Raw genomic sequence first — 25,706 nt, forward strand, 5'->3', positions numbered from 1 at the left:
GGCGCGGGTTGCTTGTGTTCGAGGGCTGATGTTCGGGGCGCTGTCGCTCAGGGCGCGTGCACAGGACACCGGGTATTCCCCTGCGCGAATGTCCCCCGCCGGCGTGAGCGCCCCACGACACACGCGGCACTCGAATCGAAGCGAAGGCCTTCATTCAAAGTGCTCCTTCGTTCGGTCGCGCGACAGGCGCAGTGAGCGGTGTGCTCGCCTGCAGCGAACTCGTCGTCAAGCCCGCAGCCTTGACAGCCGCCTTGCGGCGAATGCGATAGGCAATGAGCGTGTCGCAGGCCAGCAGCGTGAAGAGCAAGAGCCCCTGGAACACGCCAGTCAACGACTTGGGCAAGCCGAGCCGCGACTGCGCCAGTTCGCCGCCGATGTAGAACATGCTCATCAGGAGGGCCGAGAAGATCATGCCCACCGGATGCAGCCGCCCGACGAAGGCCACGATGATCGCCGCGAAGCCATAGCCCGCCGGCACATAGGGCGTGAGCTGGCCGAGCGGCCCCGCCACTTCGAGCGCACCAGCGAGGCCGGCCGCGCCGCCCGAGGTCAGCAGCGCGATCCACACCGCGCGCCGCGCCGAGAAGCCCGCGTAGCGCGAGGCCGCCGGCGCCAGCCCGCCGACCTGCTGCGCAAAGCCCGCGCGCGTGCGGAACAGGAACACCCACAGCGCCCCCGCGCCCACCAGCGCGATGACCAGCCCGATGCTCACGCGCGAGCCCTTGAACAGGCGCGGGATCTGCGTGACCGCTTCGAAGGTCTTGGTCTGCGGGAAGTTGTAGCCGTTCGGATCCTTCCACGGCCCGTAGACCATGTAGCCCAGCAGCAGCGTCGCCACGTAGACCAGCATCAGGCTCACCAGGATCTCGTTGGCGTTGCACTTGTCGCGCAGGAACGCGACGATGCCCGCCCACACCATGCCGCCGAGGACGCCCGCGACCAGGATGGCGGCCACGATCCACTGCCCCGTGCTCTTGTCGGCCAGCAGCGCCACGCCACCGGCCGCAATGGCGCCGAACACGAACTGCCCTTCGGCGCCGATGTTCCACACGTTCGAACGGAAGCACACGGCCAGCCCCAGCGCAATGATCAGCAGCGGCGTGGCCTTGACCATCAGCTCGCCGATGGCATAGCCGCTCTTGATGGGTTCGTAGAAGAACACCAGCAGGCCCTTGACCGGGTCCTTGCCGAGCGCCGCGAACAGCGCCACGCCGATCAGCACGGTGATCGCCAGCGCCAATATCGGCGAGGCATAGCTCCAGAAGCGCGAAAGCTCCGGACGGGGTTCGAGCTTAAACATGGGCCGCCTCCTTCTTCCACAGGCCGCTCATCCATTCGCCGATCTGCGGCAGCGTCGCGGCCGCGCGGTCGATGGAGGGCGACAGCCGGCCCTTGGCGATCACGTGCAGCCGGTCGCAGATGTTGAACAGCTCGTCGAGCTCCTCGCTGATCACCAGCACCGCACAGCCGGCATCGCGCAGCGCGAGGATCTCGGCATGGATCAGCGCGGCCGCGCCCACGTCCACGCCCCAGGTCGGCTGCGAGACGATGAAGAGCTTCGGGTTGGCGTCGATCTCGCGCCCGACGATGAATTTCTGCAGGTTGCCGCCCGACAGCGACCGCGCCGCCGCGCGAGGGCCTCCTGCCTTGACCTTGAAGCGCTCGATGATGGCTTTCGCCTGCCGCTCGAGCGCGCCGGTGCGGATCCATCCGCCCCGGCCCACCGCATCGCCGCGCGTGAGCAGCAGGTTGTGCGCGAGCCCCAGCGTGGGCACCGCCCCGCGGCCCAGCCGTTCCTCGGGCACGAAGTGCAGGCCGAGCGCGCGCCGCGCGCGCGGGCGCAGCCGGCCGGCGGGCTGGTCGAACACCCGGACCATCGGCGCCTCGGCGCGCACGTCCTCGCCCGACAGCGTGTAGAGCAGCTCCTTCTGGCCGTTGCCGGAGACACCGGCGATGCCGACCACTTCACCCGCGCGAACCTCGAACGAAATGCCCTCGAGGTCCATGCCGAACTGGTCTTCGCGCGCCAGCGTCAGCCCCTGCACGCGCAGCGCCACCGCGCCCGCATGCACCGGCCGGTGCTGCAGCGGCGGCGGCTCGCTGCCGATCATCAGCCGCGACAGCGACTGGGTGCTTTCGTTCTGCGGATTGCACACACCCGTGACCTTGCCGCCGCGCAGCACGGTGCAGGCGCTGCACAGCTCCTGGATCTCGTGCAGCTTGTGGCTGATGTAGAGAATGCTGCAGCCCTCGGAGGCCAGCTTGTTCAGCACGTGGAAGAGCTTGACCACCGCCTGCGGCGTCAGCACCGAGGTCGGCTCGTCGAGGATCAGCAGCTTGGGGTTGGTGAGCAGCGCGCGGATGATTTCGACCCGCTGCATCTCGCCCACCGACAGCGTGTGCACCGGCCGCGCCGGGTCGATGTCGAGCCCGTATTCGCCCGCCTTGGCCGTGATGCTGCGCGCCACCTCGGCCAGTTGCAGCGACTTGTCGAGTCCCAGCCAGACGTTCTCGGCCACCGTGAGCGTATCGAACAGGCTGAAGTGCTGGAACACCATGCTGATGCCCAGCGCCCTCGCCTGTTGCGGGTTGCGCAGGTTCACGGCCTGGCCGTCGAACATGACGGTTCCTTCGTCGGGCTTGACCGAGCCGTAGATGATCTTCATCAGGGTCGATTTGCCGGCGCCGTTCTCGCCGAGCACGGCGTGGATCTCGCCGGGCTGCACGGCCAGGGAAATGTCGCTGTTGGCGACCACCGCGGGATATCGTTTGGTGATGTTCGCCAGTTGGAGTCTTGGGGTTGTCATGCCGGGTTTCGTGGATTTTTGTCTCGTCAACAGCAACAAAGCGGAAACAGCTATCAGTTTAATAACGTCCCCGCGACCATCGGCGCCCGACGGCGCTTTGCTCAGTTCAAGTCAGTGTCCGCCGATATAGGCGAACTTGAACAGGAACACGGCGGCGATGACCCAGACCATCGCATGCACTTCCCGTGCCCGGCCGGTGCAGAGCTTCAGCACGGCGTATGTGATGAAGCCGAAGGCCAGGCCGTTGGCGATGGAGTAGGTGAAGGGCATCGTGAGCGCGGTGACGGCGGCCGGGATCACCTCGGTCGTGTCTTCCCAGTCGAGCTCGACCAGGTCGCGCAGCATCAGGCAGCCCACGAAGAGCAGCGCCGGCGCGGTGGCGTAGGCCGGCACAGATCCCGCGAGCGGCGAGATCATCAGGCAGGCCAGGAACAGCAGCGCCACCACCACGGCCGTGAGGCCGGTGCGTCCGCCCGCCTGCACGCCCGCCGCGCTTTCCACATAGGCCGTGGTGCTCGAGGTACCGAGCAGCGAGCCCGCGAAGATCGCGCCGCTGTCGGCCAGCAGCGCCTTGTTCATGCGCTCCATCTTGCCCGGCACCAAGAGGCCGGCGCGCTTGGCCACGCCCATCAGCGTGCCGGTGGCGTCGAACATCTCGACCAGGAAGAACACCAGCACCACGTTCAGGATGCCGCCCTTGAGCGCACCCAGGATGTCCAGCTGCATGAAGGTGGGCGCGATGGACGGCGGCGCGTCGAACACGCCGTGGAACTTGTTGCCGCCGAAGAAGAACGAGAGCACCGTCACCGTGACGATCCCGATCAGGATCGCGCCGCGCACCTTGAGCTTGTCGAGCGCCACGATGATGAGGAAGCCCAGCGTGGCCAGGATCACCGGCGCCGAGTGCAGGTCGCCCAGCGTGACGAAGGTGGCCGGCGAAGCCGCGACGACGCCAGCGCTCTTCAATGCGATGAGCGCCAGGAACATGCCGATGCCCACCGTGATCGCCGTTCGCAGCGACTGCGGTATGCCCTGTATGAACAGCTCCCGCAACCCCGTGACCGTGACGATCAGGAACAGGCAGCCCGAGATGAACACCGCGCCCAGCGCAACCTGCCACGTGTAGCCCATGCCGAGCACCACCACGTAGGCGAAGTAGGCGTTCAGCCCCATGCCCGGCGCCATGGCGATCGGGTAGTTGGCGTACAGGCCCATGATCAGCGTGCCCAGCGCCGCAATGAGGCAGGTGGCCACGAAGACCGAGCCCTTCGGCATGCCCGCGTCGCCCAGGATCGAGGGGTTCACGAAGATGATGTAGGCCATCGTCAGGAAGGTGGTGAGCCCCGCGATGACTTCGGTGCGCACCGTGGTGTTGTGCGCGCTGAGCTTGAACACGCGTTCAAGCAGGCCCGGGCCGCTTGCACCGCTCACGGCCGCACGCGCACGCGCGGACTCGACATGTCCCGGCGTGCGGGGATCGGCGCCCTGCGGCGCCTGTTCGAACGTACTCATTTCGCTTGTCTCCAGCTGTTGTAGTGGCGGTTGCTTCATCGTTGCCCCGCTCACGACGCCGGCGCGAACGGGGATCTCTCAGGGATCGAAGGTTTCAGGCGCGGCGGGCAGGCGCGTTGCGGCGCCGGATACACCGGACAGGGCGGAAACCGTTGGACGCAGCGACGCCGCCACGTCCTTGATGCATTCGCGCAGCCAGCGCGCCGAGCTCGACGAATGGGTGCGTTCGTGCCAGAGCTGGTAGTACATGAGGCGCGGCAGCGCCACGGGGCAATCGAGAATCTTCAGCGGCAGCCGCGACGCGAATCGCTCGCAGTACTGGCGCCCGGTGGTCAACACCAGCAGGCTCGAGGCCACCATGTCCGGGATGAGGCTGAAGTGCGCGCAGCGCGCCGTGATGTTGCGCTGCCGCCCCAACTCGTCGAGCATCTGGTCGATGATGCCGCGCCCGCCCGGATGCATGGGCGTGGGCGCGATGTGCTCGGCCGCGAGCCAGGTCTCCAGGTCCCAGCCGCGGCGCACCGCCGGATGGTCCTTGTTGACCAGGGACACCACCTCGTCGCCGAAGAGCCGCGCCATGTGCAGGTCTTCCGGCGGCTTGAGCCAGTTGCCGATGACGAGGTCGACCTGGCCGAGCGCGAGGTGGCCGTGGTAGTCCGAGTCGGGTGTGAGCGCGTGGATCTCGATCTGGCACAGCGGTGCCTCGCGCTTCACGTGCGCCACCAGCATCGGCAGGAACAGCGGGTCCATGTAGTCGCTGGCCGCGATGCGGAAAGTGGTGGCCGCCGACTGCGGCTCGAAGCCGCGCGCGTCGGAGAACAGCATCTCGGCCGCACGCAGGATGCTGGCGGCCGGCTCGATCATGCGCAGCCCCGCATCGGTCGGCACCATGCCCGAGCCCGAGCGCACCAGCAGCGGGTCGCCCGACAGCTCGCGCAGGCGCTTCAGCGCGGCCGACACGGCCGGCTGGTACATGCCCAGCCGGATGGCGGCGCGCGAGACGCTGCGGTCGGTCAGCACGGTGTGAAGCACCCGGATCAGGTGGAGATCGATCTTGTCGAAAAGTGCCTGGTCACGCATGTGACGTCCCCCCAGTCTTCGCGCACTTCGTGTCGCTTCGCCAACCCCCTGCCGGGGGCAACACCAGCGGCCCGGCAAAGCCGGTTCCGCGGTGTTTCGCGAAGGGGATCAGGAGGTAGGGCATTGGGAGAACTTTGGACATGCGCCAAAGTCTACGAGTCACTATGCGGACTGGACAGCGGTAATGGCACGAAGGATCGACTCGCTCGTGGCCGGCGCCTTCAGCGGCGGATCGATGCGGTGGCCGCCCGCGGCAGACACCGCATCGCGGATCGCGAAGAACACCGAGAACGGCAGCAAGAGCGGCGGCTCGCCCACAGCCTTGCTGCGGTGGATCGAGTCCTCGAAGTTCTGGCCTTCGAACAGGCGCACGTTGAACACCGGCGGGCAGTCGTTGGCCGTCGGAATCTTGTAGGTGCTGGGCGCGTGCGTGGTGAGCATGCCGCTTTGCGGGTGCCACACCAGCTCCTCGGTGGTGAGCCAGCCCATGCCCTGGATGAAGGCGCCCTCGACCTGGCCGATGTCCACCGCCGGGTTCAGCGACTTGCCCGCGTCGTGCAGGATGTCGGCGCGCAATAACTTCCACTCGCCGGTGAGCGTGTCGACGATCACCTCGCTCACGGCGGCACCGTAGGCGTAGTAGTAGAACGGGCGGCCCTGCATCCTGTCCTTGTCCCAGCTCAGGCCGGGCGTGGCGTAGAAACCATCGGACCACAGCTGCTTGCGGTCGAGGTACGCCTCGCCCACCACGGTGCTGAAGGCCAGCGAGCGGCCATTGACCTCGACCTTGTCGTTCGCAAAGCGCACCTCGCCGGCCTTGCCGCCGTGGCGCTCGGCCGCGCATTCGGCAAGGCGCTCGCGGATCTGGCGCGCCGCGTCCTGCGCGGCCTTGCCGTTCAGGTCGGCGCCGGTCGATGCTGCCGTGGCCGAGGTGTTCGCCACCTTGGTGGTGTCGGTGGCGGTGACCCGCACGCGCTCGAAGCTCACGCCCAGCTCGTGCGCCACCACCTGCGCCACCTTGGTGTTCAGGCCCTGCCCCATCTCGGTGCCGCCGTGATTCACGAGGATCGAGCCGTCGGTGTACACGTGCACCAGCGCGCCGGCCTGGTTGAAGTGCTTCACGTTGAACGAGATGCCGAACTTCAGCGGCGCCAGCGCGAGGCCGCGCTTGAGCACCACGCTCGTCTTGTTGAAGGCCGCGATGTCTTCGCGCCGCGCGCGGTAGCCGCTGCTGGCTTCCAGCTCGGCCACGAGTTCATGGACGATGTTGTCGGTCACGGTCTGGCGGTACGGCGTGACGTTGTTGTCGGTCTTGCCGTAGAAGTTGACGCGCCGCACGTCGAGCGGGTCGCACTTCAGTTCGCGCGCCACCGAGTCCATGATGTTCTCGATGGCGATGGCGCCCTGCGGACCGCCGAAGCCGCGGAACGCCGTGTTGCTCTGCGTGTTGGTCTTGCCCGAGAAGCCGTGCATGGCCACGTTGGGCAGCCAATAGGCGTTGTCGAAGTGGCACAGCGCGCGCGTCATCACCGGACCCGACAGGTCGGCCGAGTGGCCGGCGCGCGAGACCATGGTGATCTCGGCGCCGAGGATGCGGCCCTCGTCGTCGTAGCCCACCTCGTACTCGTACCAGAAGCAGTGGCGCCGGCCGGTGATCATGAAGTCGTCGTCGCGATCGAGCCGCAGCTTGACCGGGCGCTGCAACTGGCGCGCCGCGATGGCCGCCACGCAGGCGAACAGCGCCGACTGAGACTCCTTGCCGCCGAAGCCGCCGCCCATGCGCCGGCATTCGACATGCACTTCGTTCGACTGCAGGTGCAGCGCATGCGCCACCAGGTGCTGCATTTCGCTCGGGTGCTGCGTCGAGCAGTGGATGTGCAGCGCGCCGCCTTCCTTCGGAATGGCATAGCTGATCTGGCCTTCCAGGTAGAACTGCTCCTGCCCGCCCACGTCGAGCGTGGCTTTGTGGCGATGCGGCGCCTTGGCGATGGCGGCGCGCACTGCGGCTTCGTCGCCCTCGTTGGCGCTGCCTCCGCTGCGCACGATGTGCATCGGCGGCACCACGTACTGGCCGCGCGCATGGGCGTCCTGCGGTGTGATCACCGGCGGCTGCGCGTCGATGGTCAGCGCGTCCTTGGCTTTCGCGGCGGCGCGGCGCGCTGCATCGCGCGTCTCGGCGATCACGGCGAATACGGGTTGTCCGAGGTAGCGGATCTCGCCGCCGTGGTTCACGGGCAGCAGGATCGGGTCGTCGTGAATGATCGAACCGCAGTCGTTGCTGCCGGGAATGTCGTCGGCCGTGAGCACCGCGACCACGCCGGGCATCGCACGGATCGCGTCGAGCGACAGCGCCGTGACGCGGCCGTTGGCGGCCGGCGACAGGCCCAGCGCGCAGTGCAGTGTGCCGGCGAGTTCGGGAATGTCGTCGATGTAGGTCGCTTCGCCGGCCACGTGCAGGTGGGCCGACTCGTGCGGCCGGCTGATGCCGACACGCGCGCCAAGATCGTGCGCGAGCGCTTCGGCACCGACGTCGATGCGCGCGGCGGTGTTGGCCAGGTAATCGGCAAAGGCCTCGGCGGGCTGCAGCAGGCGGGCGTCGATGGGCTTGTTCATGGTCAGACTCCTTCGGCGGCGGCCTTGGTGGCATGGGGCATCACGCTCCATACGCTGGTTTCTTCCAGCGACAGGGCGTCTTCGGCGCGGGTCTCGAGCCAGAGCCGCTGGATCAGGTTCTGCGCCACCTGCAGCCGATAGTCGGCCGAAGCGCGCATATCCGACAGCGGCTTGAAGTCCTGTGCCAGCGCGAGCTTGGCGGTGGCAACGCTGGCCTGCGTCCATGGCTTGCCGACCAGCGCCGCCTCCGCGTTCGCGGCGCGCTTGACGATGGCGGCCATGCCGCCGAAGGCCAGGCGCGCGGCCTTGACCGTGTCGCTGCCGGCTTCGAGTTCGATGGCGAAGCCCGCGCACAGCGCCGAGATGTCGCAATCGAAGCGCTTGCTGATCTTGTAGGCGCGCACCTGGCGGCGCAGCGCAGCGTGCGGAACGGCCAGCCCCTGGACGAACTCGCCCGGCTGCAGCTGGTTCTTCATGTAGTCGAGATAGAACTCGGACAGCGGCATGCGGCGCACCGCATCGCCACGGCGCAACTCGATCTGTGCATCAAGCGACATCAGCACCGGCGGCGAATCGCCGATGGGCGAGCCGTTGGCGACGTTGCCGCCCATGGTGCCGGCATGGCGGATCGGCGGCGAGGCGAAGCGCAGCCATACGTCGGAGAGGCTCGGCACGCGCTGGACCAGCGCGGCAAAGGCGGATTCGAGCGAGGCGCCGGCGCCGATGTAGAGCTCGTCCTTGCGGTCTTCGATGGTCTTCATTTCGGCCACGTCGCCCACGTAGATGATGTCGCCCAGGTCGCGGAACTGCTTGTTGACCCAGAGGCCGACGTCGGTCGAACCGGCCAGCAGTTGGGCGCGTGGCTTCTGCTCGCGCAGCGCGGCGAGCTGGGCCAGGGTCTTCGGCGCATGGAAGTGGTCGACGCGGGCGCCGAGCGGGGCGGCATAGTCAAGGCCGTCGTTCTGCAGCGCGGTGAGGGCCGCGACCACCGGTTTCGTGTCGAGCCGCACGGCCGGCAGGTCGAACATGCGCTGCCCGGCATCGAGGATCGGGCGGTAGCCGGTGCAGCGGCACAGGTTGCCCGAGAGTTCGTCGGCCAGCTGCTGGCGGGTGGGTTGCGTGCCTTCGGCCTGGTGGTGCTCGTAGGTGGACCACAGCGACATCACGAAGCCGGGCGTGCAGAAACCGCACTGGGAGCCGTGGCAGTCGACCAGCGCCTGCTGGACAGGGTGCAGCGTGTGCACGGCATGCTGCTTCTTTTCAGCGGCCTCCCGGGTCTTGCATTGGCTCTTCAGGTCCTCGACCGTGAACAGCGCCTTGCCATGCAGCGTGGGAAGAAACTGGATGCAGGCATTCACGGTCTGCAGGTTCAGCCCGTCGATGGTGCCTTCGGCATCGGGGTCGGTGGCGAGTTCGCCGATGACGACGGTGCAGGCGCCGCAGTCGCCCTCGTTGCAACCTTCCTTGGTGCCGGTGCAGCGGGCGTCCTCGCGCAGCCAGTCGAGCACGGAGCGGGTCGGGTGGACGCCGGTGACGTCGACGATCCTTCCGCGATGGAAGAAGCGGATCGGTTGAATCTGGCTGCTGGTGCTGCTGTCGGTGCTCATGCTTTTGGGCTCGTGGGAGACCCGTCGTGGGTCAGTCATGGACGTTAGCGGCTTGTCCGGGGTCTTGCATACGGGGGCGCCCATAACGCGTATGTGGGGGTCGGTATGCCACGTACGGGGAAACCCTTGCGCGCATGCTGCAATTCCCGGGCCACGCGAAGGCCCCGTCGGCCGTCAGCTGTGCGCGATGGCCACCCACGCCGTGGCGACCAGCGTGCAACCCGCCGCCGCGAGCAGGCCGCCGACCAGCCATTTGAGCGTGCGCGGCTGCAGCCTGTTCGGCAGCCGGTGGTGCAGCCGCGTCGCGCCGTAGACGACCGGCATCGCGCAGCCGGCCAGCAGCGCCGCGCGCCACGAGAAATGCCCCGTCGGCACCACGATGACGAGCCGCACCAGCGAGTTGAACGCGAACATCAGCAGCAGCGCGCGGCGCACCAGCTCGCGGTCCAGCGGCTGGCGGTACATGTGGAAGACGATCGGCGGCCCCGAGCTCGAGAACAGCCCGCCCAGGACGCCCGACAACCCGCCGACGACGGCGAAGCTCGCGCGGCCCGACACCGCCGGCAGCGGTCTGGCCTGCAGCACCAGCAGCACCGCGCAGCCCAGGATCGACACGCCCAGCAGCCCGCGCAGCCAGTCGACCGCGTCGCCGCTGAGCCAGTTCAGCAGCACGAGCCCGACAATCACGCCGACCGTACTGCCATTGAGCGCCGGCTTCATGAGCTGCCAGGGCACCACGCCGGGCCGCGCGCGGAAGTACGTCCATGCGTTGATCAGGCTCAGCACCGTGGCGGCGTTGGCCGTGTCGCTCACGCTGGCGACGTGGAACACCGACACCAGCCCGAGCAGGATCAGGCTGAATGCGAAGCCCGTGAGGTTCTGCGCATAGGTGGCGAGCGCGACGCAGGCCATGAAGACCAGCACCGGGCCGGCCTCGGAAAGAATCGCTTGCACGGGTCCGGTCTCAGCGCACCATGTCCCAGCCCATCATCAGGGCCGCGAATCCCATCAGGGCGGTGCCGCCCCAGCCGAGCCACCGGGTCCGGCGCCCGGAGGTGAACACGCCCATCACCTTCTCCCGCGTCACGAGAACCATCATGGCCGCCATGATCGGAACCGCGACCACCCCGTTGATGACCGCGCTCCAATAAAGCGCCTTCATGGGGTCGATGGGCGTGAAGTCCAGCGCCGTGCCGACCAGCGTGGCCACGGCGATGATCCCGTAGAACTCCTTGGCCTCCCGCCAGTGCCGCTCCAGTCCTTCTTCCCAGCCGAAGGCCTCGGCCACCGCATAAGCCGCGGAAGACGCGAGCACGGGCACGGCCAGCAGGCCGGTGGCGATGATGCCGCCGGCAAACAGCCAGAAGGCGAAATCGCCGGCCAGCGGGCGCAGCGCCTCGGCCGCCTGCGCCGCGGAGGTCACGTCGTGCACCCCGGCCGTGTACAGCACCGATGCGCCCACCACCATCACGAAGAAAGCGATGAGGTTGGAGAAGGTCATGCCCACCCAGGTGTCCAGGCGCACGCGCCGCAGGTCGTGCTGCACCTGCTCGTCCGTCCCGCGCCGCCCGCCCTTGAGCCGGAGCTCCTCGACTTCCTGCGACGCCTGCCAGAAGAACAGGTAGGGCGAGATCGTGGTGCCCAGGAGCGCCACGATCATCATCCAGTAGTCGCCGCTCCATTGCAGCCTGGGCACCACGAGGTCGTGCAGCACCCGCCCCCATTCCACCTGCACCGCGAGCACCGCAGCAACGTAGGCGAACAGCGTGAGCGTCAGCCACTTGAGGATATGGGCCAGCTTGCGGTAGGGCACGAATACCTGCAGCAGCACCGTCACCACGCCGAAGGCCAGCGCATGGAAATGCGCCCCGCCACCCACCACCAACTGCAGCGCCTCCCCCATCGCCGCAATGTCAGCCGCGATGTTGATGGTGTTCGCCACCACCAGCAGAAAAACCAGCGCGACCAGGAAGCTGCGCGGCATGTGCTCGCGCAGGTTGGCCGCCACGCCCTTGCCGGTCACGCGCCCGATGCGCGCCGACACCAGCTGGATCGCCACCATGAACGGCAGCGACAGGAACACCGTCCACAGCAGCCCGGTGCCGAACTGCGCGCCGGCCTGGGTGTAGGTCGCGATGCCCGACGGATCGTCGTCGGCCGCGCCGGTGACGACGCCCGGTCCGACGTGGCGCAGGAAGGAGGGAATGCGTTTTTTCATGTTCGCCCGATGGTGGCATGCCGAGCCTGACCAGTACATGAACCGCGCGCAGGCTCATGGCTTCTCATGACGCCTTCTCCGAGAACAGCGCCGTAATGACCTGCCGCAGCCAGCGGTTGCCCGGGTCGGCCTCGAAGCGCTTGCTCCAGTGCAGCGACACCGTGAAGTCGCGCAGCGGAAACGGCGGCTCGACGATGGCATGGCCGCCCTCCCCGGCAAAGCCGCGCGCGATGTTGCGCGGCATCACCACCGCCAGGTCGGTCGCGCGCACGATGGCCGGCAGCACCATGAAGTGCTCGGTCGTCAGCCGCACCCGGTCCTCGAGGTTCAGCAGTTGCAGGATGCGCAGGGTGTCGGCGTGTGTGCGCACGGCCACGTAGTCGAGCTCCTGCAGCGCATCGAGCAATGCCTGGCCGCTGCGCCGGCGCTTCAGGAAGGGATGGTCCTTGCGCAACAGCACGATGTAGCGGTCCTTCAGCAGCTGCGTGCGCTGCGTGTCCTTCACGCGGGGCAAAAAACCGAAGGCGAAGTCGACCTTGCCGCTGTCCAGCGCAGTGGTGATCTCGCCCGCCGCCAGCGGCATGGTCTCGACCCGCAGGCCCGGCGCCAGCTCGCGCAGCCGCGCCATCAGCGGCGGCAGGAAGCGCCCCTCGCCGATGTCGCTCATGTGGATTCGGAACAGCTTGCGGGAGGCCGCCGGGTCGAAGCGCTCGGGCTCGCTCAGCGCCTGCTGCAGGGTGGCCAGCGCCGACTGCACCGACACCGCCAGCCGCTCGGCGCGCGGCGTCGGCGCCACGCCGCCGGGGGTACGTGTGAAGAGTGCGTCGCCCAGCAGCAGGCGCAGCCGGGTCAGGCCGTGGCTGGCGGCCGGCTGCGTCAGGCCCAGGGCCTCGGCCGCGCGGCTCACGTTGCGGGTCCGGTAGACCGCATCGAAGAGCCGCAGCAGGTTGAGGTCCACCTCATCGATATGCACTGAATTCATATTGGATAGCTGGATTATTTTATTGAAGTATGGCGCCGCACCCACCACACTGCCGCGTTCCCCCTCAAGACCAGAACACGGCGAGACACGATGGAAGTTTCATTCAGCAAGGAAGTGGAAATGCTGCGCCTCGGCGCAGGCGACACCTTCCACGGCGAGGGCATCCTCGCGATCACCAAGGGCCTGCTGCAGTCGGGCGTGGCCTACGTCGGCGGCTACCAGGGGGCGCCGGTGTCGCACCTGCTCGACGTCATGGTCCAGGGCAAGGCCTACATGGACGAGCTCGGCGTGCACGTGGAGGCCTGTTCGAACGAGGCCTCGGCCGCCGCGATGCTCGGCGCGTCCATTCACTACCCGCTGCGCGGCGCGGTCACCTGGAAGTCGATAGTCGGCACCAACGTGGCGGCCGATGCGCTCTCCAACCTCTCTTCGCCGGGCGTCACGGGCGGCGTACTTGTCGTGGTGGGCGAGGACTACGGCGAAGGCGCCAGCGTGATCCAGGAGCGCACGCATGCCTATGCGCTCAAGTCGAGCATGTGCCTGCTCGACCCGCGGCCCGACCTCGGCGTGATGGTGCGCATGGTGGAAGAAGGCTTTCGCCTGTCCGAGAGCTCGAACATGCCCTGCCTGATGGAGCTGCGCATCCGCACCTGCCACGTGCGCGGCAGCTTCGAGTGCAAGGACAACATCGCGCCTGCCGTATCGACCCGCGCGCTGATGACCGAGCCCGCGGGCTTCGACTACATGCGGCTCGCGCACCCGCCCGTCACCTTCCGCCACGAGAAGCTCAAGGGCGACGAACGCATGCCGGCGGCGCGCCGCTACATCGTCGAGCACGGCCTCAACGAGCTGATGCCCGGCGGGCGCCACGCGGACCTCGGCATCGTGGTGCAGGGCGGCCTCTACAACGCGTTGATCCGCAGCCTGCAGCAGCAGGGACTGGCCGATGCCTTCGGCGAGACGGACATTCCGATCCTCGTGCTCAACGTGACCTATCCGCTGGTGCCGGAGCAGGTCGCCGACTTCTGCGTGGGCAAGCGCGCGGTGCTGGTGGTGGAGGAAGGCCAGCCCGAGTACATCGAGCAGGACATCGCCACGCTGCTGCGCCGGCGCGACATCCAGACGCCGCTGCACGGCAAGGACATGCTGCCGTCGGCGGGCGAGTACGGCGTCGAAGTGCTGTCGGGCGGCATCGGCGCCTTTGCCGCGAAGTACGTCGCGGCGAGCGAGGCCTTGTCTTCAGCGCAGGCCTGGCTGGCCGGCAATCGCGAACGCCGCGAAGCGGTGGCGCGGCAACTGGCCACACCGCTGCCCAACCGGCCGCCAAGCTTTTGCATCGGCTGCCCGGAGCGGCCCGTGTTCTCGGCCCTCAAGCTCGCGCAGCAGGAAACAGGGCCGGTGCACATCGCGGCCGACATCGGCTGCCATGCCTTCGGCACCTTCGAGCCCTTCTCGATGGGCCACTCGATCCTCGGCTACGGCATGAGCCTCGCGAGCCGTGCGGGCGTGGCGCCGATGATGAACCGCCGCACGCTCTCGATCATGGGCGACGGCGGCTTCTGGCACAACGGCCTGCTCACCGGCGTGCAGAGCGCGCTGTTCAACGGCGACGACGCGGTGCTGCTGATCTTCAAGAACGGCTACACCTCGGCCACCGGCACGCAGGACATCATCTCCACGCCCGACGACGAGACGAAAGAGCGCGCCGTCGACAAGCAGCAGAGCCTGGTCGACAAGAACCAGACCATCGAGGACACGCTCAAGGGCCTGGGCGTGAAATGGATGCGCACCGTCACCACCTACGACGTGGAGCGCATGCGCAAGACGCTCACCGAAGCGCTCACCAGCGACTTCAACGGCCTGAAGGTGGTGATCGCCGAGGGCGAATGCCAGCTCGAGCGCCAGCGCCGCATCAAGCCGTGGCTCGCCGGCCTGCTTCAGCGCGGCGAACGCGTGGTGCGCGTGAAGTACGGCGTCGACGAGGACGTGTGCAACGGCGACCACGCCTGCATCCGCCTGTCGGGCTGCCCGACGCTCACGCTCAAGGACAACCCCGATCCGCTCAAGGTCGACCCCGTGGCCACCGTGATCGACGGCTGCGTGGGCTGCGGGCTGTGCGGCGCGAATGCGCACGCGGCCACGCTGTGCCCGAGCTTCTACCGCGCCGAGGTGGTGCAGAACCCGAAGTGGCATGAACGCCTGCTGCACGGGTTGCGCGGCGCGGTCGTTCGCGCGCTTCAACCGGCATGAGGAGCGACGTCATGGAGAACAACCGCCCCATCACCCTGCTCGTCTGCGCCCTCGGCGGCGAAGGCGGCGGCGTGCTCACCGAATGGCTGGTCGACATCGCGCGCCACGCCGGCTACGCCGCGCAGAGCACGTCGATCCCCGGCGTTGCACAGCGCACCGGCGCCACCACCTACTACATCGAGGTGTTCCCCGTGCCGCTCGCGCAGCTCGGCGGCAGGCGCCCGGTGTTCAGCCTGAGCCCGGTGCCGGGCACGCTCGATGCGATCGTGTCGTCGGAGCTGCTCGAAACCGCGCGCCAGATCGGCAACGGCATGAGCGCGCCGCTGCGCACGCTGGTCATCAGTTCGTCGGCGCGCATCCTCACGACGGCCGAACGCATGGAGCCCGGCGACGGCCGCGCCGATGCGCAGCGCCTCGTCGACGTGGTAAAGGCATTCAGCCGCGAGCACCATGTGTTCGACATGAATGCCATCGCGCGCGACAGTGGCACGGTGGTCAGCGCGGTGATGCTCGGCGCCATCGCAGGCAGCGGGTTGTTCCCGTTCCCACGTGAAGCCTATGAACACGTGGTGCGCGGCGGCGATACCAGCGCACCCGGCAAGCTCGGCAAGATGGCGGCCGCCAGCCTGCGCGGCTTTGCGGCGGCTTTCGACGCGGTGAGTGCGCCGCGCGTGCAGGCCGCGTTCGTCAGCAGCGTGCTCGCCGGCGACACCAACGACGCGCCACCGCCGGCCAGCGCCCTGCCCGCCGACCTCGCAGGGCGCTTCCCGCCCGCCGTGCACGACATGCTCGCGCTCGGCCATGCCCGCGTGCTCGACTACCAGGACGCCGCCTACGCCGCGCTCTACGCCGACCGGCTGGCCCGCGTGCTCGACGCCGAGCGCGCCGCCGACCCGGCCGGCACGCAGGGCTTCGCCATCACCCGGGAGATGGCGCGCTGGCTCGCGCTGTGGATGGCCTTCGACGACATCGTGCGCGTGGCCGCACTCAAGGGCCGCGCGAGCCGCGCACAGCGGGTGCGGCAAGAGGTGCGGGCCGGCGACGACGACATCGTGAAGGTCTACGACCACTTCAAGCCCGGCGCCGCCGAGTTCGCGGCGCTGCTGCCTCCTTCGCTGTCACGCCGCGTGACAACCTGGGACCGGGGCCGGCAGGCGCGCGGCCTCGCGCCGTGGGCGCTGCCGCTGAAAGTGGGCAGCCATTCGGTGTTCGGCATGGCCTCGCTGCGGCTGCTGGCTTCGCTGCGCTGGCTGCGCCGCCGCGGCAGCCGCTTTGCCGAGGAGCAGGCATTGATCGAACGCTGGCTCGCCGCCGTGGAGGCGGGCACGCGCGAAGCGTGGGCCCTGGGCCACGAGCTGGCGCTGTGCGGGCGGCTCATCAAGGGTTACGGCAGCACCAACGAACGCGGCAAGGAGAACCTGCTGCACATGACGGACCACCTCGCCGCACAGTCCGGCATTGCGCCGGCCGAGCGAACGCGGGCCGTCGCCGCCGCGCGCACGGCCGCACTGGCCGACGACGCAGGCAAGGCACTCGATGCGGCGCTGGTTGAACACGGCGCGCCCGCCCGCCCCGTCAAGGCGCAGCCCATCCGCTGGATGAAGCGCAAGCCCATCGGCGGCGCCTGAGACAGCAAGAAGAAGGCACCTGCGATGGCACTGCTGCTCAATGTCGAGGACTACCGGCGCCGTGCCCGGCGCGTTCTGCCGCGCCTGGTGTTCGACTATGTCGACGGCGGCGCGGAAGACGAACGCTGCCTCCGGCGCAACCGCGATGCGCTGGAGGCATTGCCGCTGATCCCGGAGTGTCTGCGCGACACGAGCATGTTGGACATCGGCATCGAACTCTTCGGCAGCCGCTGGCGCGCCCCCTTCGCGGTCGCACCCATCGGGCTGGCCGGCATCGTGCGCCCGCATGCCGATGCGTTGCTGGCCCGCGCCGCACAGGCCGCGCGCGTGCCCTTCATCCTCTCGACGGCATCGAACACCCGCATCGAGGACGTTCGCACCGCCGCCCCCAATGCCACGCTGTGGATGCAGCTCTACGTGATGGGCGAGCGGGCCATCGCCGAGCGCATCGTGCACCGTGCGCGCGCCGCCGGCTTCGAGGCATTGGTGCTCACGGTGGACGTGCCCGTCGGCGGCCTGCGCGAACGCGACCTGCGCCACGGCTTCCGCGTGCCGATGCGGCTCACGCCCGGCACGGTGCTCGACATGGCGAGGCGCCCCGCATGGCTGCTGCGGCTCGCGCGCAGTGGCATGCCGCGGTTCGCCAACCTGCTGCCCGACGACGACGGCGCCCCCATCTCCCCGCAAGCCCAGGCCGCGCTGCTCTCGCGCACCATGGACCGCACGCTGACCTGGGAAAGCCTGGCGTGGCTGCGCCGGCTCTGGGACGGCCCGCTGCTCGTCAAGGGCCTGCTGGGCGCGGAAGACGCCCGGCGTGCCGTGCGGCACGGCGCGGACGGCATCGTGGTCTCGAACCACGGCGGACGCCAGCTCGACGCGGCACCGGCCAGCATCGCAGCGCTGCCCGCCATTGCCGATGCGGTCGGCGGCCGCATTCCCGTGCTCGTGGATGGCGGCATCCGGCGCGGCAGCGACGTCGCGAAGGCGCTCGCACTGGGCGCTCGCGCGGTCCTCCTTGGCCGTGCGCCGCTCTATGGACTGGCCTGCGACGGCGGGCAGGGCGCGCTGTCGGTGCTGCAGTTGCTGGCGCAGGAGACCGAACGCACGATGACGCTGCTCGGCGCGGCGCATCCGCGCGAACTCGGGCCGCGCCACGTCGACCAGCCCGTACCGCGTTCGCCCGACGCACAGAACGGCTTCGCGCAACAGCCTTCGGAAGGCACGCGCGGGAAACCCTCCATTTACCCCGCACGCGCGCCTGCCTAGGCTCGCCCCAGCTCGACGATTCACGCCATCCATAACGAAGGAGACCATGAAAGCCAATCGCCATTCCCGCCGCCGCGGCACGCGTCCGCAACGCATCGCCCGCATCCGCCCCCTCGCCCTGCTCGCAGCCTGCGCCGCGCTCGTCGCGGGCACGCCCGCCGTGCAGGCGCAAGACAAGCCGGTGCAGCTCAAGCTGTCGAGCTGGGTGCCCGCGCAACACCCGCTCAACCCCGCGCTACAGGCCTGGGCCGACGACATCAAGAAGGAATCGGGCGGCACCATCACCGCGATCCTGTTTCCGTCGGAACAGCTCGGCAAGGCCTTCGACCACTACGACATGGCGCGCGACGGCATCGCCGACTTCTCGTACGTGAACCCCGGCTACCAGCCCGGCCGCTTCCCGGTGATGGCGGGTGCGTCGCTGCCCTTCCTTTTCGCCAACGGCAAGGAAGGCTCTGCCGCCATCGACGCCTGGTACCGCAACTACGCGGCCAAGGAGATGAAGGACGTCAAGTACTGCTTCGCGTTCGTGCACGACCCCGGCACCTTCCACTCTCGCAAGAAGATCACCGTGCCCACCGACATCAAGGGCATGAAGGTGCGCCCGGCCACCAGCACCGTGGGCCAGCTCATCACCTCGCTGGGCGGCACCAACGTACAGGCCTCCGCGCCCGAATCGCGCGACATGCTGGAGCGCGGCGTGGCCGACGCCATCACCTTTCCGTGGGGCTCCATCGGCCTGTTCGGGATCGACAAGGTGGTGAAGTACCACATGGACGTGCCGCTGTACGTCACGCCCTTCGTGTGGGTGATGAACAAGGGCAAGTACGACGCCATGTCCACCGCGCAGAAGAAGGTGATCGACGGCCATTGCACCAGCGAATGGGCACAGAAGGTGGCCGGTCCGTGGGCGGACTTCGAGTTCGCGGGGCACGCCAAGATGGCCGCGCTGCCGGGCCACGAGATCTACAAGCTCACGCCTGAGCAGCTCGATGCATGGCGCAAGGCGGCCGCGCCGTCGGAAGCGCAATGGGCCGAGAGCGTGAAGAAGGTGGGTGAAGACCCGAAGGCCATCATGGACGCACTGAAGGCCAGCCTCGTCAAGTACAAATCGGCGCTCTGAGCGATGGCTACACGGTCCGCCAGCTACATGGACCGCGCGATCAGCACGATTGAGTGGCTTGCCGCCATCTTCGTGGGGATCGTCGCGCTCAACATCTTCGTGGCCGTGGTGCTGCGCAAGTTCTTCGACACCTCGATTCCCGATGCGTACGACTTCGGCCGCATGCTGCTGGGCATCCTGATCTTCTGGGGCATCGCAGCCACCAGCTACCGGGGCGGCCACATCACCGTCGACCTGGTGTGGACGGCGGCGAGCCCGCGCATGAAGCGCGTGATCGACGTGTTCGCCACGCTGGTACTGCTGTTCGTGGTGGCGGTGCAGACCATCATGCTGTTCGACAAGGTGCGCGGCACCTACGTCGACAACGTGCAGACCTACGACCTCAACATCCCGACCTGGCCCTTCTACGCCGTGGCCTGGACGGGCGACGTGTGCGCGGTGCTGCTGATCGCCATCCGCACCTACCGCCTGATCTTCCATCCGGAGCAGCTCGAAGAACTCCACGCTGAACAGAAAGCCGACGAATGAGCCCCGATGCAGTTGCAGTCCTGGGTTTCGTCGCCCTCTTTGTCCTGATGCTGTTGCGCGTGCCGGTCGGCATGGCGATGGGGCTGGTGGGTGTGGTCGGCTACAGCTACCTCGTCGGCCCCGGCCCCGCGCTGAAACTGGTCGGCCAGACCTCCATGCGCACCGTGACCGACTACACCTTCGGCGTGATCCCGATGTTCATGCTGATGGGCGCGCTGGTGTCGGTGTCGGGCGTGAGCCGCGAGCTCTTCAAGGCCGCGAACTCGATGATCGGCCACCTGCGCGGCGGGCTCGGCGTCGCCACCGTGGTGGCGTGCGGCGGCTTCGCGGCGATCTGCGGATCGTCGGTGGCCACGGCCGCCACGTTCTCGGCGGTGGCGTACCCGGAGATGCGGCGCTTCAACTATCCGCAGTCGTTCTCCACCGGCGTGATCGCCGCGGGCGGCACGCTGGGCGCGATCCTGCCGCCATCGACGGTGCTCGCGGTGTACGCCATCCTCACGCAGCAGGACATCGGCAAGCTCTTCATGGCGGGCATCGTGCCCGGCGTTCTCGCGATGGCGATGTACGTGATGACCATTGCCATCATCGTCAAGCTGCGGCCCGACTGGCTGCCCGGCGGCGAGGTCAAGCCGTGGCCGGAGCGCTTCAAGGACCTGAAGAACGTGTGGGCGCCGCTGGTGCTGTTCGTGTTCGTCATCGGCGGCCTGTATGGCGGCTTCTTCACGCCGACCGAGGCGGGCGGCGTGGGCGCGAGCGGCGCGTTCATCCTCGGGCTGGTGCGGCGCAAGCTCGACGGCCCGAAGATCCGCGAGGCGCTGCTCTCGGCCACGCGCACGGCGGCGGCGGTGTTCACGGTGCTGATCGGCGCGCTGCTGTTCGGCTACTTCCTCACCATCACGCAGAGCCCGCAGAAGCTCACCGAATTCCTCACCGGCCTGGGCATCGGCCGCTACGGCGTGCTCGCGCTCATCATGCTGATGTACCTGGTGCTCGGCTGCCTGATGGACGCGATGGCCATGATCATCCTGACCGTGCCCATCATCTATCCGGTGATCGTGCACCTGGGCTTCGACCCGATCTGGTTCGGCGTGATCATCGTGATGACGGTGGAGCTGGGGCTGATCCATCCGCCGGTGGGCATGAACGTGTTCGTCATCAAGAGCGTGGTGAAGGACGTGAGCTTCACCACCATCTTCAAGGGCGTGCTGCCGTTCATCGTGACCGACATCGTGCGGCTGGTGATCCTGATCGCGTTCCCCATCATTGCCCTGTGGCTGCCGACGAGAATGGGCTGATGAGCAACAGCGACAAAGAAATCGTCTACACCGTGCGCATCGAATTCGGCGACTGCGACCCGGCCGGCATCGTCTGGTTTCCCAACTTCTTCCGCTGGATCGATGCGGCCTCGCGGCATTTCTTTGCCGAATGCGGCGTGCCGCGCTGGGAAGAAGCGACGGGCACGCTCGGCGTGATCGGCACGCCGCTGGTCGACACGCACACGCGCTTCGTGAAGGCGGCGACCTACGGCGACACGCTGCGCATCGCAGTGCGCATCACCGAGTGGCGCGAGAAGAGCTTCGTGCAGACGTACCGGGCGACGCGCGGGGACGACCTGATCCTCGAATGCGAAGAGGTGCGGATCTTCGCTGCGAAGCGTGAGGGCGGCGGCATTCGCGCGGTGCAGATTCCGCCATCGATTCGCGCGCTCTGCGAATAGGTCGCGTCGCGAGAAGACCTTGCACCGCATCGTGGAACGCCGTCCCAAGGGTTGACTCGCCGCATGCCGCAGTGCAACAATCCGGAATCTTCATTTCGGAGCCCCGTGCGTGGACAGTGCCAGTTGGATCAGTGACAAGACGCGTGCCTCGGCAGGCGTGACACACCCGGCTCTCTAGCGCAGGCTCCCCCGCGCTGCGTTGCCGGTGTGCACACAGCGTGACTCTCTTGCCTTGCGGCAAGCGGCTCCCTCCTCCCGATTCCCGTCGTTCTCGTTACTGACTTTTTCAGTCAGCTTGCGTGCGTCCGTGCGCGAGGCCCTTCAACGCGAAGGAGCCTTGTCATGCGTCACTTTCATCTTTGTCGTCAGCCGCACGAACAGCGCGTTCGCTCGTCGGCGCAGGAGCCTGCACGCACCGTCGATGCTGCCGCAGCGCCGGCCGTCGATGCGGCGCTGGACCAGGCCGCCGCGTTGTGGACCACACGCCGCATCCGCAGCTTTCTCGTGCTCCAGCCGACCTGCACGCGCCGCCGCTGAGCCGCTCCACGCGCCCGTCCTTCCTCGACCTGCCAGCAATACAGGAGCACCCCATGGACCCAGCCTCTCGTTGGCGCCGTAGCGCGCCCCCTTCGCTTCGATCGATTGCAGCAATAACAACGCGGCCCGCCGCCGCGCTTCGCAAAGGGTTGCCCCTGGCTCGTTGAGGCCGGTGGTTCTCCCCCGGGCGGGCGGCGGCCGCCCCGAAGGAGAACCCCGTGAAAAACGTCCTGAAGTCTTTCTTCGAAAGCTTCCTGCGCAGCCGCCACATGCTGCATCACTTCGAGCGCTGGCAGACGCTGCTGGGCTCGAAGCCCGTCGGCACCGGCTCCGCCAGCATGCCGCCCGACATCGCCAGGGCGCTGAGCGCCGCTTCGCGCGCCGATGCGGGCGACATGCTCGCCAGGCTCGACAGCTCGCCTCGCGGCCTCAGCGAAGGCCATGCGCAAGTGCTGCGCAAGCGCCTGGGCAGCAACGAGGTGCGCCACGAGCAGCCGCTGCCCTGGTGGCAGCACCTGTGGCAGTGCTATCGCAACCCGTTCAACCTGCTGCTGACGGTGCTGGCGCTGGTCTCATACGTCACCGAGGACATGAAGGCCACGCTCGTGATCGGCAGCATGGTCGTGCTGTCGACGGTGCTGCGCTTCCTGCAGGAGTCGCGCTCCAACAAGGCGGCCGACCGGCTCAAGGCGATGGTGAGCAACACCTCGACCGTGCTGCGACCCGCGCCGGGCTACAAGGCGGGCGTGGCCGGCATCGAGGGCTTCGACGCCACGCACGCCGGCACGGTGCGCGTCGAGGTGCCGATGCGCGACCTGGTGCCGGGCGAAGTCATCGCGCTGTCGGCCGGCGACATGATCCCGGCCGACTGCCGCCTGCTCACCGCCAAGGACCTGTTCATCAGCCAGTCCGCGCTGACGGGCGAGGCCATGCCGGTCGAGAAATTCGTGGTCGACCGCGGCGACCAATCAGCGGGCGTGCTAGAGCGCGAGAACCTGCTCTTCATGGGCACCAACGTGATCAGCGGCACGGCCACCGCGCTGATCGTGCACACCGGCGACCGCACCTTCTTCGGTGCCCTCGCCCAGCGCGTGACGGCCACCGACCGCGGCACCAGCGCCTTCCAGGCAGGCATCAACCGCGTGAGCTGGGTGCTGATCCGCTTCATGCTGGTGATGGCACCGCTGGTGCTGGTGATCAACGGCGTGGCCAAGGGCGACTGGTGGGAGGCGGCGCTGTTCGCGCTGTCGATCGCGGTCGGCCTCACGCCCGAGATGCTGCCGATGATCGTGACGGCCACGCTGGCCAAGGGCGCGGTCGTGATGTCGCGCCAGAAGGTGATCGTGAAGCGGCTCGAGGCGATCCACAACTTCGGCGCGATGGACGTGCTGTGCACCGACAAGACCGGCACGCTGACGCAGGACCGCATCGTGCTCGAGCGCCACACCAACGCCTGGGGCGAGGAGTCGGACCATGTGCTGCAGCTGGCCTACCTGAACAGCTTTCACCAGACGGGGCTGAAGAACCTGCTCGACAAGGCCGTTCTGAGCCACGCCGAGATGCAGCTCGAGACGCGCCTGCAGACGGCCTGGCGCAAGATCGACGAAGTGCCCTTCGATTTCTCGCGCCGCCGCATGTCGGTGGTGGTGGCCAACGGCGGCAGCGAGCACCTGCTGATCTGCAAGGGCGCGCTGGAGGAGATCCTGTCGGTGTGCACCTCGGTCGAGCGCGGCGCCGAGGTGCTGGCGCTCGATGCCGAGGTGTTGGCGCGCATCCATCGCGTGGCGTCGGGGCTCAATGCACAGGGCCTGCGCGTGGTGGCAGTGGCCAGCCGTTCGCTGAAGGCCGAGGCACAGAAGCCGGCCTATGGCGTGGCCGACGAATCGGGGCTCACGCTGCTCGGCTACGTGGCCTTTCTCGATCCGCCGAAGGAATCGACCGCGCCGGCGCTGCGCGCATTGGCCGAGCATGGCGTGTCGGTGAAGGTGCTGACCGGCGACAACGAGCTGGTCACGCGCAAGGTCTGCGCCGACGTGGGACTGGAGGTCGGCCGCATGGTGCTCGGCCGCGAGATCGAAGAGCTGGACGACGCCCACCTGCGCACGCTGGTGGAACAGCACCAGGTGTTCGCCAAGCTCACGCCCGCGCACAAGGAGCGCATCGTGCACGCGCTGCATGCCAACGGGCACGTTGTCGGCTTCATGGGCGACGGCATCAACGACGCGCCCGCGCTGCGCGCCGCGGACATCGGCATCTCGGTGGACGGCGCGGTGGACGTGGCCAAGGAGTCGGCCGACATCATCCTGCTGGAGAAGAGCCTGATGGTGCTGGAGCAAGGCGTGGTGCAGGGGCGCCGCACTTTCGCGAACATGCTCAAGTACATCAAGCTCACGGCGAGCTCGAACTTCGGCAATGTGTTCTCGGTGCTGGTGGCGAGTGCGTTCCTTCCGTTCCTGCCGATGCTGCCGCTGCATCTGCTGGTGCAGAACCTGCTGTACGACGTGTCGCAGATCGCGATTCCGTTCGACAACGTGGACGATGAATTCCTGAAGGCACCGCAGCGCTGGAATCCGGCGGACCTGGGGCGCTTCATGGTGTTCTTCGGGCCGCTGAGCTCGGTGTTCGACATCCTCACGTTCACGGTGATGTGGTTCGTGTTCGCGGCCAACACGGTGGGCCACCAGACGCTCTTTCAGTCAGGCTGGTTCGTCGAAGGGCTGCTGTCGCAGACGCTGATCGTGCACCTGATCCGCACGCGCAAGATCCCGTTCCTGCAAAGCCGCGCGGCGTGGCCGCTGCTGATCATGGGCGCGGCGATCGCGGCCGTGGGCATCTGGCTGCCGATGGGGCCGCTGGCGCACTACTTCAAGCTGCAGGCGCTGCCGCTGATGTACTTCCCTTGGCTGGTCGCGATGCTGCTCGGGTATGCGCTGCTGACGCAGGGTGTGAAGGGGTGGTACGCGCGGCGGTATGGGTGGCAGTGATCTTTCCGCTGAGTGTTCGGGGCGTGAACACCCCCCGAACAGCAGCCTCCCGAACGCCCCGTGACATGCACATGACACCCGGCCCCCACAAACTGCACACCGAAATCACAACAAGAAAGGGATCCATCCAATGCAAGCCATCCAGAACATCAACTTGCACTCGCTGCTCGACACCTTCGTCAGCGTAGCGGCGGCCTTCATCCTCGGCTCGCTGATCGGCCTGGAGCGCCAGGTTCGGCAACGCACTGCAGGCTTGCGAACGAACACACTGGTGGCGGTAGGTGCTGCGGTATTCGTCGATCTGGCGAACCGGCTCGACGGCAGCGGCGGCGCAGTGCGCGTGGTGGCCTACGTGGTGTCGGGCATCGGCTTCCTGGGCGCGGGCGCGATCATGAAGGAAGGCGCCAACGTCACGGGGCTGAACACGGCGGCAACGCTGTGGGGGTCGGCCGCGGTGGGCGCCTGCGCGGGCGCGAACCTGCTCGGGGAAGCACTGATCGCGGCGCTGTTCGTGCTGGCGAGCAACACGCTGCTGCGGCCCGTGGTGAACCGCATCAACCGGCAGCCGATCAGCGAGGAAGCGAGCGAGGCAACGTACGTGGTGCGCGTGATCTGTTCACGCGCGGCACGGCCCGAGGTGATGGACCAGCTGCTGCTGTTGCTCGAAGCCGCGAACTATCCGGTGCGCGATGTCGACCAGCATCCGTTCGGGCCGGCCGACACCGAGATCGGTGCGACGCTCTATGCGACAGCGGTCGAGCCCGCGGAGCTCGACCGTGTCATTGAAGATCTCGAATCGCTCGACGGCGTGCAGCAAGCCTTCTGGAATGCCACCGCCGAGGAGTGAGCCG

General features: G+C 67.9%; 19 protein-coding genes. 10 read left to right on the forward strand and 9 right to left on the reverse strand.

The annotated features are described in order from the left end of the window. Positions 1-154: 154 nt before the first annotated feature. The 9 genes from ACCD11_RS15935 to ACCD11_RS15975 form a co-directional block, all read right to left on the reverse strand. Positions 155-1,300 carry an ABC transporter permease gene (locus ACCD11_RS15935; RefSeq protein ID WP_413314614.1) on the reverse strand — a complete coding sequence of 382 codons (1,146 nt, stop codon included), beginning with the start codon at positions 1,298-1,300 and terminating at the stop codon, positions 155-157. Further along, complete coding sequence (locus ACCD11_RS15940) at positions 1,293-2,807, reverse strand: ABC transporter ATP-binding protein (RefSeq protein ID WP_007838605.1); 1,515 nt, start codon at positions 2,805-2,807, stop codon at positions 1,293-1,295. The genes ACCD11_RS15935 and ACCD11_RS15940 overlap by 8 nt, the downstream gene beginning before the upstream one ends. A gap of 111 nt (positions 2,808-2,918) precedes the next feature. Further along, positions 2,919-4,319: an NCS2 family permease gene (locus ACCD11_RS15945; protein WP_007838606.1), complete on the reverse strand. Its 1,401-nt coding sequence runs from the start codon at positions 4,317-4,319 to the stop codon at positions 2,919-2,921. 78 nt (positions 4,320-4,397) lie between these two features. Beyond that, on the reverse strand, positions 4,398-5,399 hold the full coding sequence (locus tag ACCD11_RS15950; protein ID WP_007838608.1) for a LysR family transcriptional regulator: 1,002 nt from the start codon (positions 5,397-5,399) through the stop codon (positions 4,398-4,400). Between the two features lie 162 nt (positions 5,400-5,561). Continuing rightward, positions 5,562-8,012, reverse strand: a complete 2,451-nt coding sequence (gene xdhB / locus ACCD11_RS15955) for a xanthine dehydrogenase molybdopterin binding subunit (protein WP_413314615.1) — start codon at positions 8,010-8,012, stop codon at positions 5,562-5,564. A gap of 2 nt (positions 8,013-8,014) precedes the next feature. Then, the gene (gene xdhA, locus ACCD11_RS15960) at positions 8,015-9,619 is read right to left on the reverse strand and encodes a xanthine dehydrogenase small subunit (RefSeq protein WP_413314616.1); all 1,605 of its coding nucleotides are present in this window, start codon (positions 9,617-9,619) and stop codon (positions 8,015-8,017) included. A 174-nt stretch (positions 9,620-9,793) separates the two neighbouring features. Then, positions 9,794-10,573: a sulfite exporter TauE/SafE family protein gene (locus ACCD11_RS15965; RefSeq protein WP_081502620.1), complete on the reverse strand. Its 780-nt coding sequence runs from the start codon at positions 10,571-10,573 to the stop codon at positions 9,794-9,796. A gap of 10 nt (positions 10,574-10,583) precedes the next feature. Continuing rightward, positions 10,584-11,837 (reverse strand): Nramp family divalent metal transporter, encoded by a 1,254-nt coding sequence (locus ACCD11_RS15970; RefSeq protein WP_413314618.1) that lies wholly within the window; start codon positions 11,835-11,837, stop codon positions 10,584-10,586. Between the two features lie 64 nt (positions 11,838-11,901). Further along, a complete protein-coding gene (locus ACCD11_RS15975) occupies positions 11,902-12,819 on the reverse strand; it encodes a LysR family transcriptional regulator (RefSeq protein ID WP_007830581.1) in 918 nt (305 codons plus the stop codon). A 90-nt stretch (positions 12,820-12,909) separates the two neighbouring features. On the opposite strand from ACCD11_RS15975, the gene ACCD11_RS15980 reads away from it, so the two are divergent. The 10 genes from ACCD11_RS15980 to ACCD11_RS16025 all read left to right on the forward strand — a co-directional run bounded on the left by ACCD11_RS15980 (position 12,910) and on the right by ACCD11_RS16025 (position 25,702). Continuing rightward, entirely contained in the window at positions 12,910-15,069 is a 2,160-nt protein-coding gene (locus ACCD11_RS15980; protein ID WP_413314619.1) for a thiamine pyrophosphate-dependent enzyme, read from the forward strand. Positions 15,070-15,080: 11 nt separating this feature from the next. After that, positions 15,081-16,697 carry an indolepyruvate oxidoreductase subunit beta family protein gene (locus ACCD11_RS15985; protein ID WP_413314620.1) on the forward strand — a complete coding sequence of 539 codons (1,617 nt, stop codon included), beginning with the start codon at positions 15,081-15,083 and terminating at the stop codon, positions 16,695-16,697. Between the two features lie 24 nt (positions 16,698-16,721). Continuing rightward, entirely contained in the window at positions 16,722-17,963 is a 1,242-nt protein-coding gene (locus ACCD11_RS15990; protein WP_413314622.1) for an alpha-hydroxy acid oxidase, read from the forward strand. A 46-nt stretch (positions 17,964-18,009) separates the two neighbouring features. Further along, positions 18,010-19,086, forward strand: coding sequence for a TRAP transporter substrate-binding protein (locus tag ACCD11_RS15995; RefSeq protein ID WP_413314624.1), 1,077 nt, complete (start codon positions 18,010-18,012; stop codon positions 19,084-19,086). A gap of 3 nt (positions 19,087-19,089) precedes the next feature. After that, positions 19,090-19,614 carry a TRAP transporter small permease gene (locus ACCD11_RS16000; RefSeq protein WP_237726055.1) on the forward strand — a complete coding sequence of 175 codons (525 nt, stop codon included), beginning with the start codon at positions 19,090-19,092 and terminating at the stop codon, positions 19,612-19,614. Continuing rightward, complete coding sequence (locus ACCD11_RS16005; protein WP_007830589.1) at positions 19,611-20,912, forward strand: TRAP transporter large permease; 1,302 nt, start codon at positions 19,611-19,613, stop codon at positions 20,910-20,912. Before ACCD11_RS16000 ends, ACCD11_RS16005 begins: the two co-directional genes overlap by 4 nt. Next, entirely contained in the window at positions 20,912-21,334 is a 423-nt protein-coding gene (locus ACCD11_RS16010) for an acyl-CoA thioesterase (protein WP_056589539.1), read from the forward strand. Before ACCD11_RS16005 ends, ACCD11_RS16010 begins: the two co-directional genes overlap by 1 nt. 342 nt (positions 21,335-21,676) lie before the next feature. Continuing rightward, complete coding sequence (locus tag ACCD11_RS16015) at positions 21,677-21,871, forward strand: hypothetical protein (protein WP_007830596.1); 195 nt, start codon at positions 21,677-21,679, stop codon at positions 21,869-21,871. A gap of 218 nt (positions 21,872-22,089) precedes the next feature. Next, complete coding sequence (gene mgtA, locus ACCD11_RS16020; protein ID WP_413314627.1) at positions 22,090-24,855, forward strand: magnesium-translocating P-type ATPase; 2,766 nt, start codon at positions 22,090-22,092, stop codon at positions 24,853-24,855. 130 nt (positions 24,856-24,985) lie between these two features. Further along, a complete protein-coding gene (locus ACCD11_RS16025; protein WP_007830598.1) occupies positions 24,986-25,702 on the forward strand; it encodes an MgtC/SapB family protein in 717 nt (238 codons plus the stop codon). The last annotated feature ends 4 nt before the right edge of the window (positions 25,703-25,706 follow it).

The sequence above is a fragment of the Variovorax sp. Varisp36 genome (genome assembly GCF_047304235.1).
Taxonomy (GTDB): Bacteria; Pseudomonadota; Gammaproteobacteria; order Burkholderiales; family Burkholderiaceae_C; genus Variovorax.

What these genes read in the sequence shown, in the direction of transcription:
- ACCD11_RS15935 (WP_413314614.1), bottom strand. Translation starts at nt 1,300, where the DNA reads ATGTTTAAGCTCGAACCCCGTCCGGAGCTTTCGCGCTTCTGGAGCTAT.
- ACCD11_RS15940 (WP_007838605.1), bottom strand. Translation starts at nt 2,807, where the DNA reads ATGACAACCCCAAGACTCCAACTGGCGAACATCACCAAACGATATCCC.
- ACCD11_RS15945 (WP_007838606.1), bottom strand. Translation starts at nt 4,319, where the DNA reads ATGAGTACGTTCGAACAGGCGCCGCAGGGCGCCGATCCCCGCACGCCG.
- ACCD11_RS15950 (WP_007838608.1), bottom strand. Translation starts at nt 5,399, where the DNA reads ATGCGTGACCAGGCACTTTTCGACAAGATCGATCTCCACCTGATCCGG.
- xdhB (WP_413314615.1), bottom strand. Translation starts at nt 8,012, where the DNA reads ATGAACAAGCCCATCGACGCCCGCCTGCTGCAGCCCGCCGAGGCCTTT.
- xdhA (WP_413314616.1), bottom strand. Translation starts at nt 9,619, where the DNA reads ATGAGCACCGACAGCAGCACCAGCAGCCAGATTCAACCGATCCGCTTC.
- ACCD11_RS15970 (WP_413314618.1), bottom strand. Translation starts at nt 11,837, where the DNA reads ATGAAAAAACGCATTCCCTCCTTCCTGCGCCACGTCGGACCGGGCGTC.
- ACCD11_RS15975 (WP_007830581.1), bottom strand. Translation starts at nt 12,819, where the DNA reads ATGAATTCAGTGCATATCGATGAGGTGGACCTCAACCTGCTGCGGCTC.
- ACCD11_RS15980 (WP_413314619.1), top strand. Translation starts at nt 12,910, where the DNA reads ATGGAAGTTTCATTCAGCAAGGAAGTGGAAATGCTGCGCCTCGGCGCA.
- ACCD11_RS15985 (WP_413314620.1), top strand. Translation starts at nt 15,081, where the DNA reads ATGGAGAACAACCGCCCCATCACCCTGCTCGTCTGCGCCCTCGGCGGC.
- ACCD11_RS15990 (WP_413314622.1), top strand. Translation starts at nt 16,722, where the DNA reads ATGGCACTGCTGCTCAATGTCGAGGACTACCGGCGCCGTGCCCGGCGC.
- ACCD11_RS15995 (WP_413314624.1), top strand. Translation starts at nt 18,010, where the DNA reads ATGAAAGCCAATCGCCATTCCCGCCGCCGCGGCACGCGTCCGCAACGC.
- ACCD11_RS16000 (WP_237726055.1), top strand. Translation starts at nt 19,090, where the DNA reads ATGGCTACACGGTCCGCCAGCTACATGGACCGCGCGATCAGCACGATT.
- ACCD11_RS16005 (WP_007830589.1), top strand. Translation starts at nt 19,611, where the DNA reads ATGAGCCCCGATGCAGTTGCAGTCCTGGGTTTCGTCGCCCTCTTTGTC.
- ACCD11_RS16010 (WP_056589539.1), top strand. Translation starts at nt 20,912, where the DNA reads ATGAGCAACAGCGACAAAGAAATCGTCTACACCGTGCGCATCGAATTC.
- ACCD11_RS16015 (WP_007830596.1), top strand. Translation starts at nt 21,677, where the DNA reads ATGCGTCACTTTCATCTTTGTCGTCAGCCGCACGAACAGCGCGTTCGC.
- ACCD11_RS16025 (WP_007830598.1), top strand. Translation starts at nt 24,986, where the DNA reads ATGCAAGCCATCCAGAACATCAACTTGCACTCGCTGCTCGACACCTTC.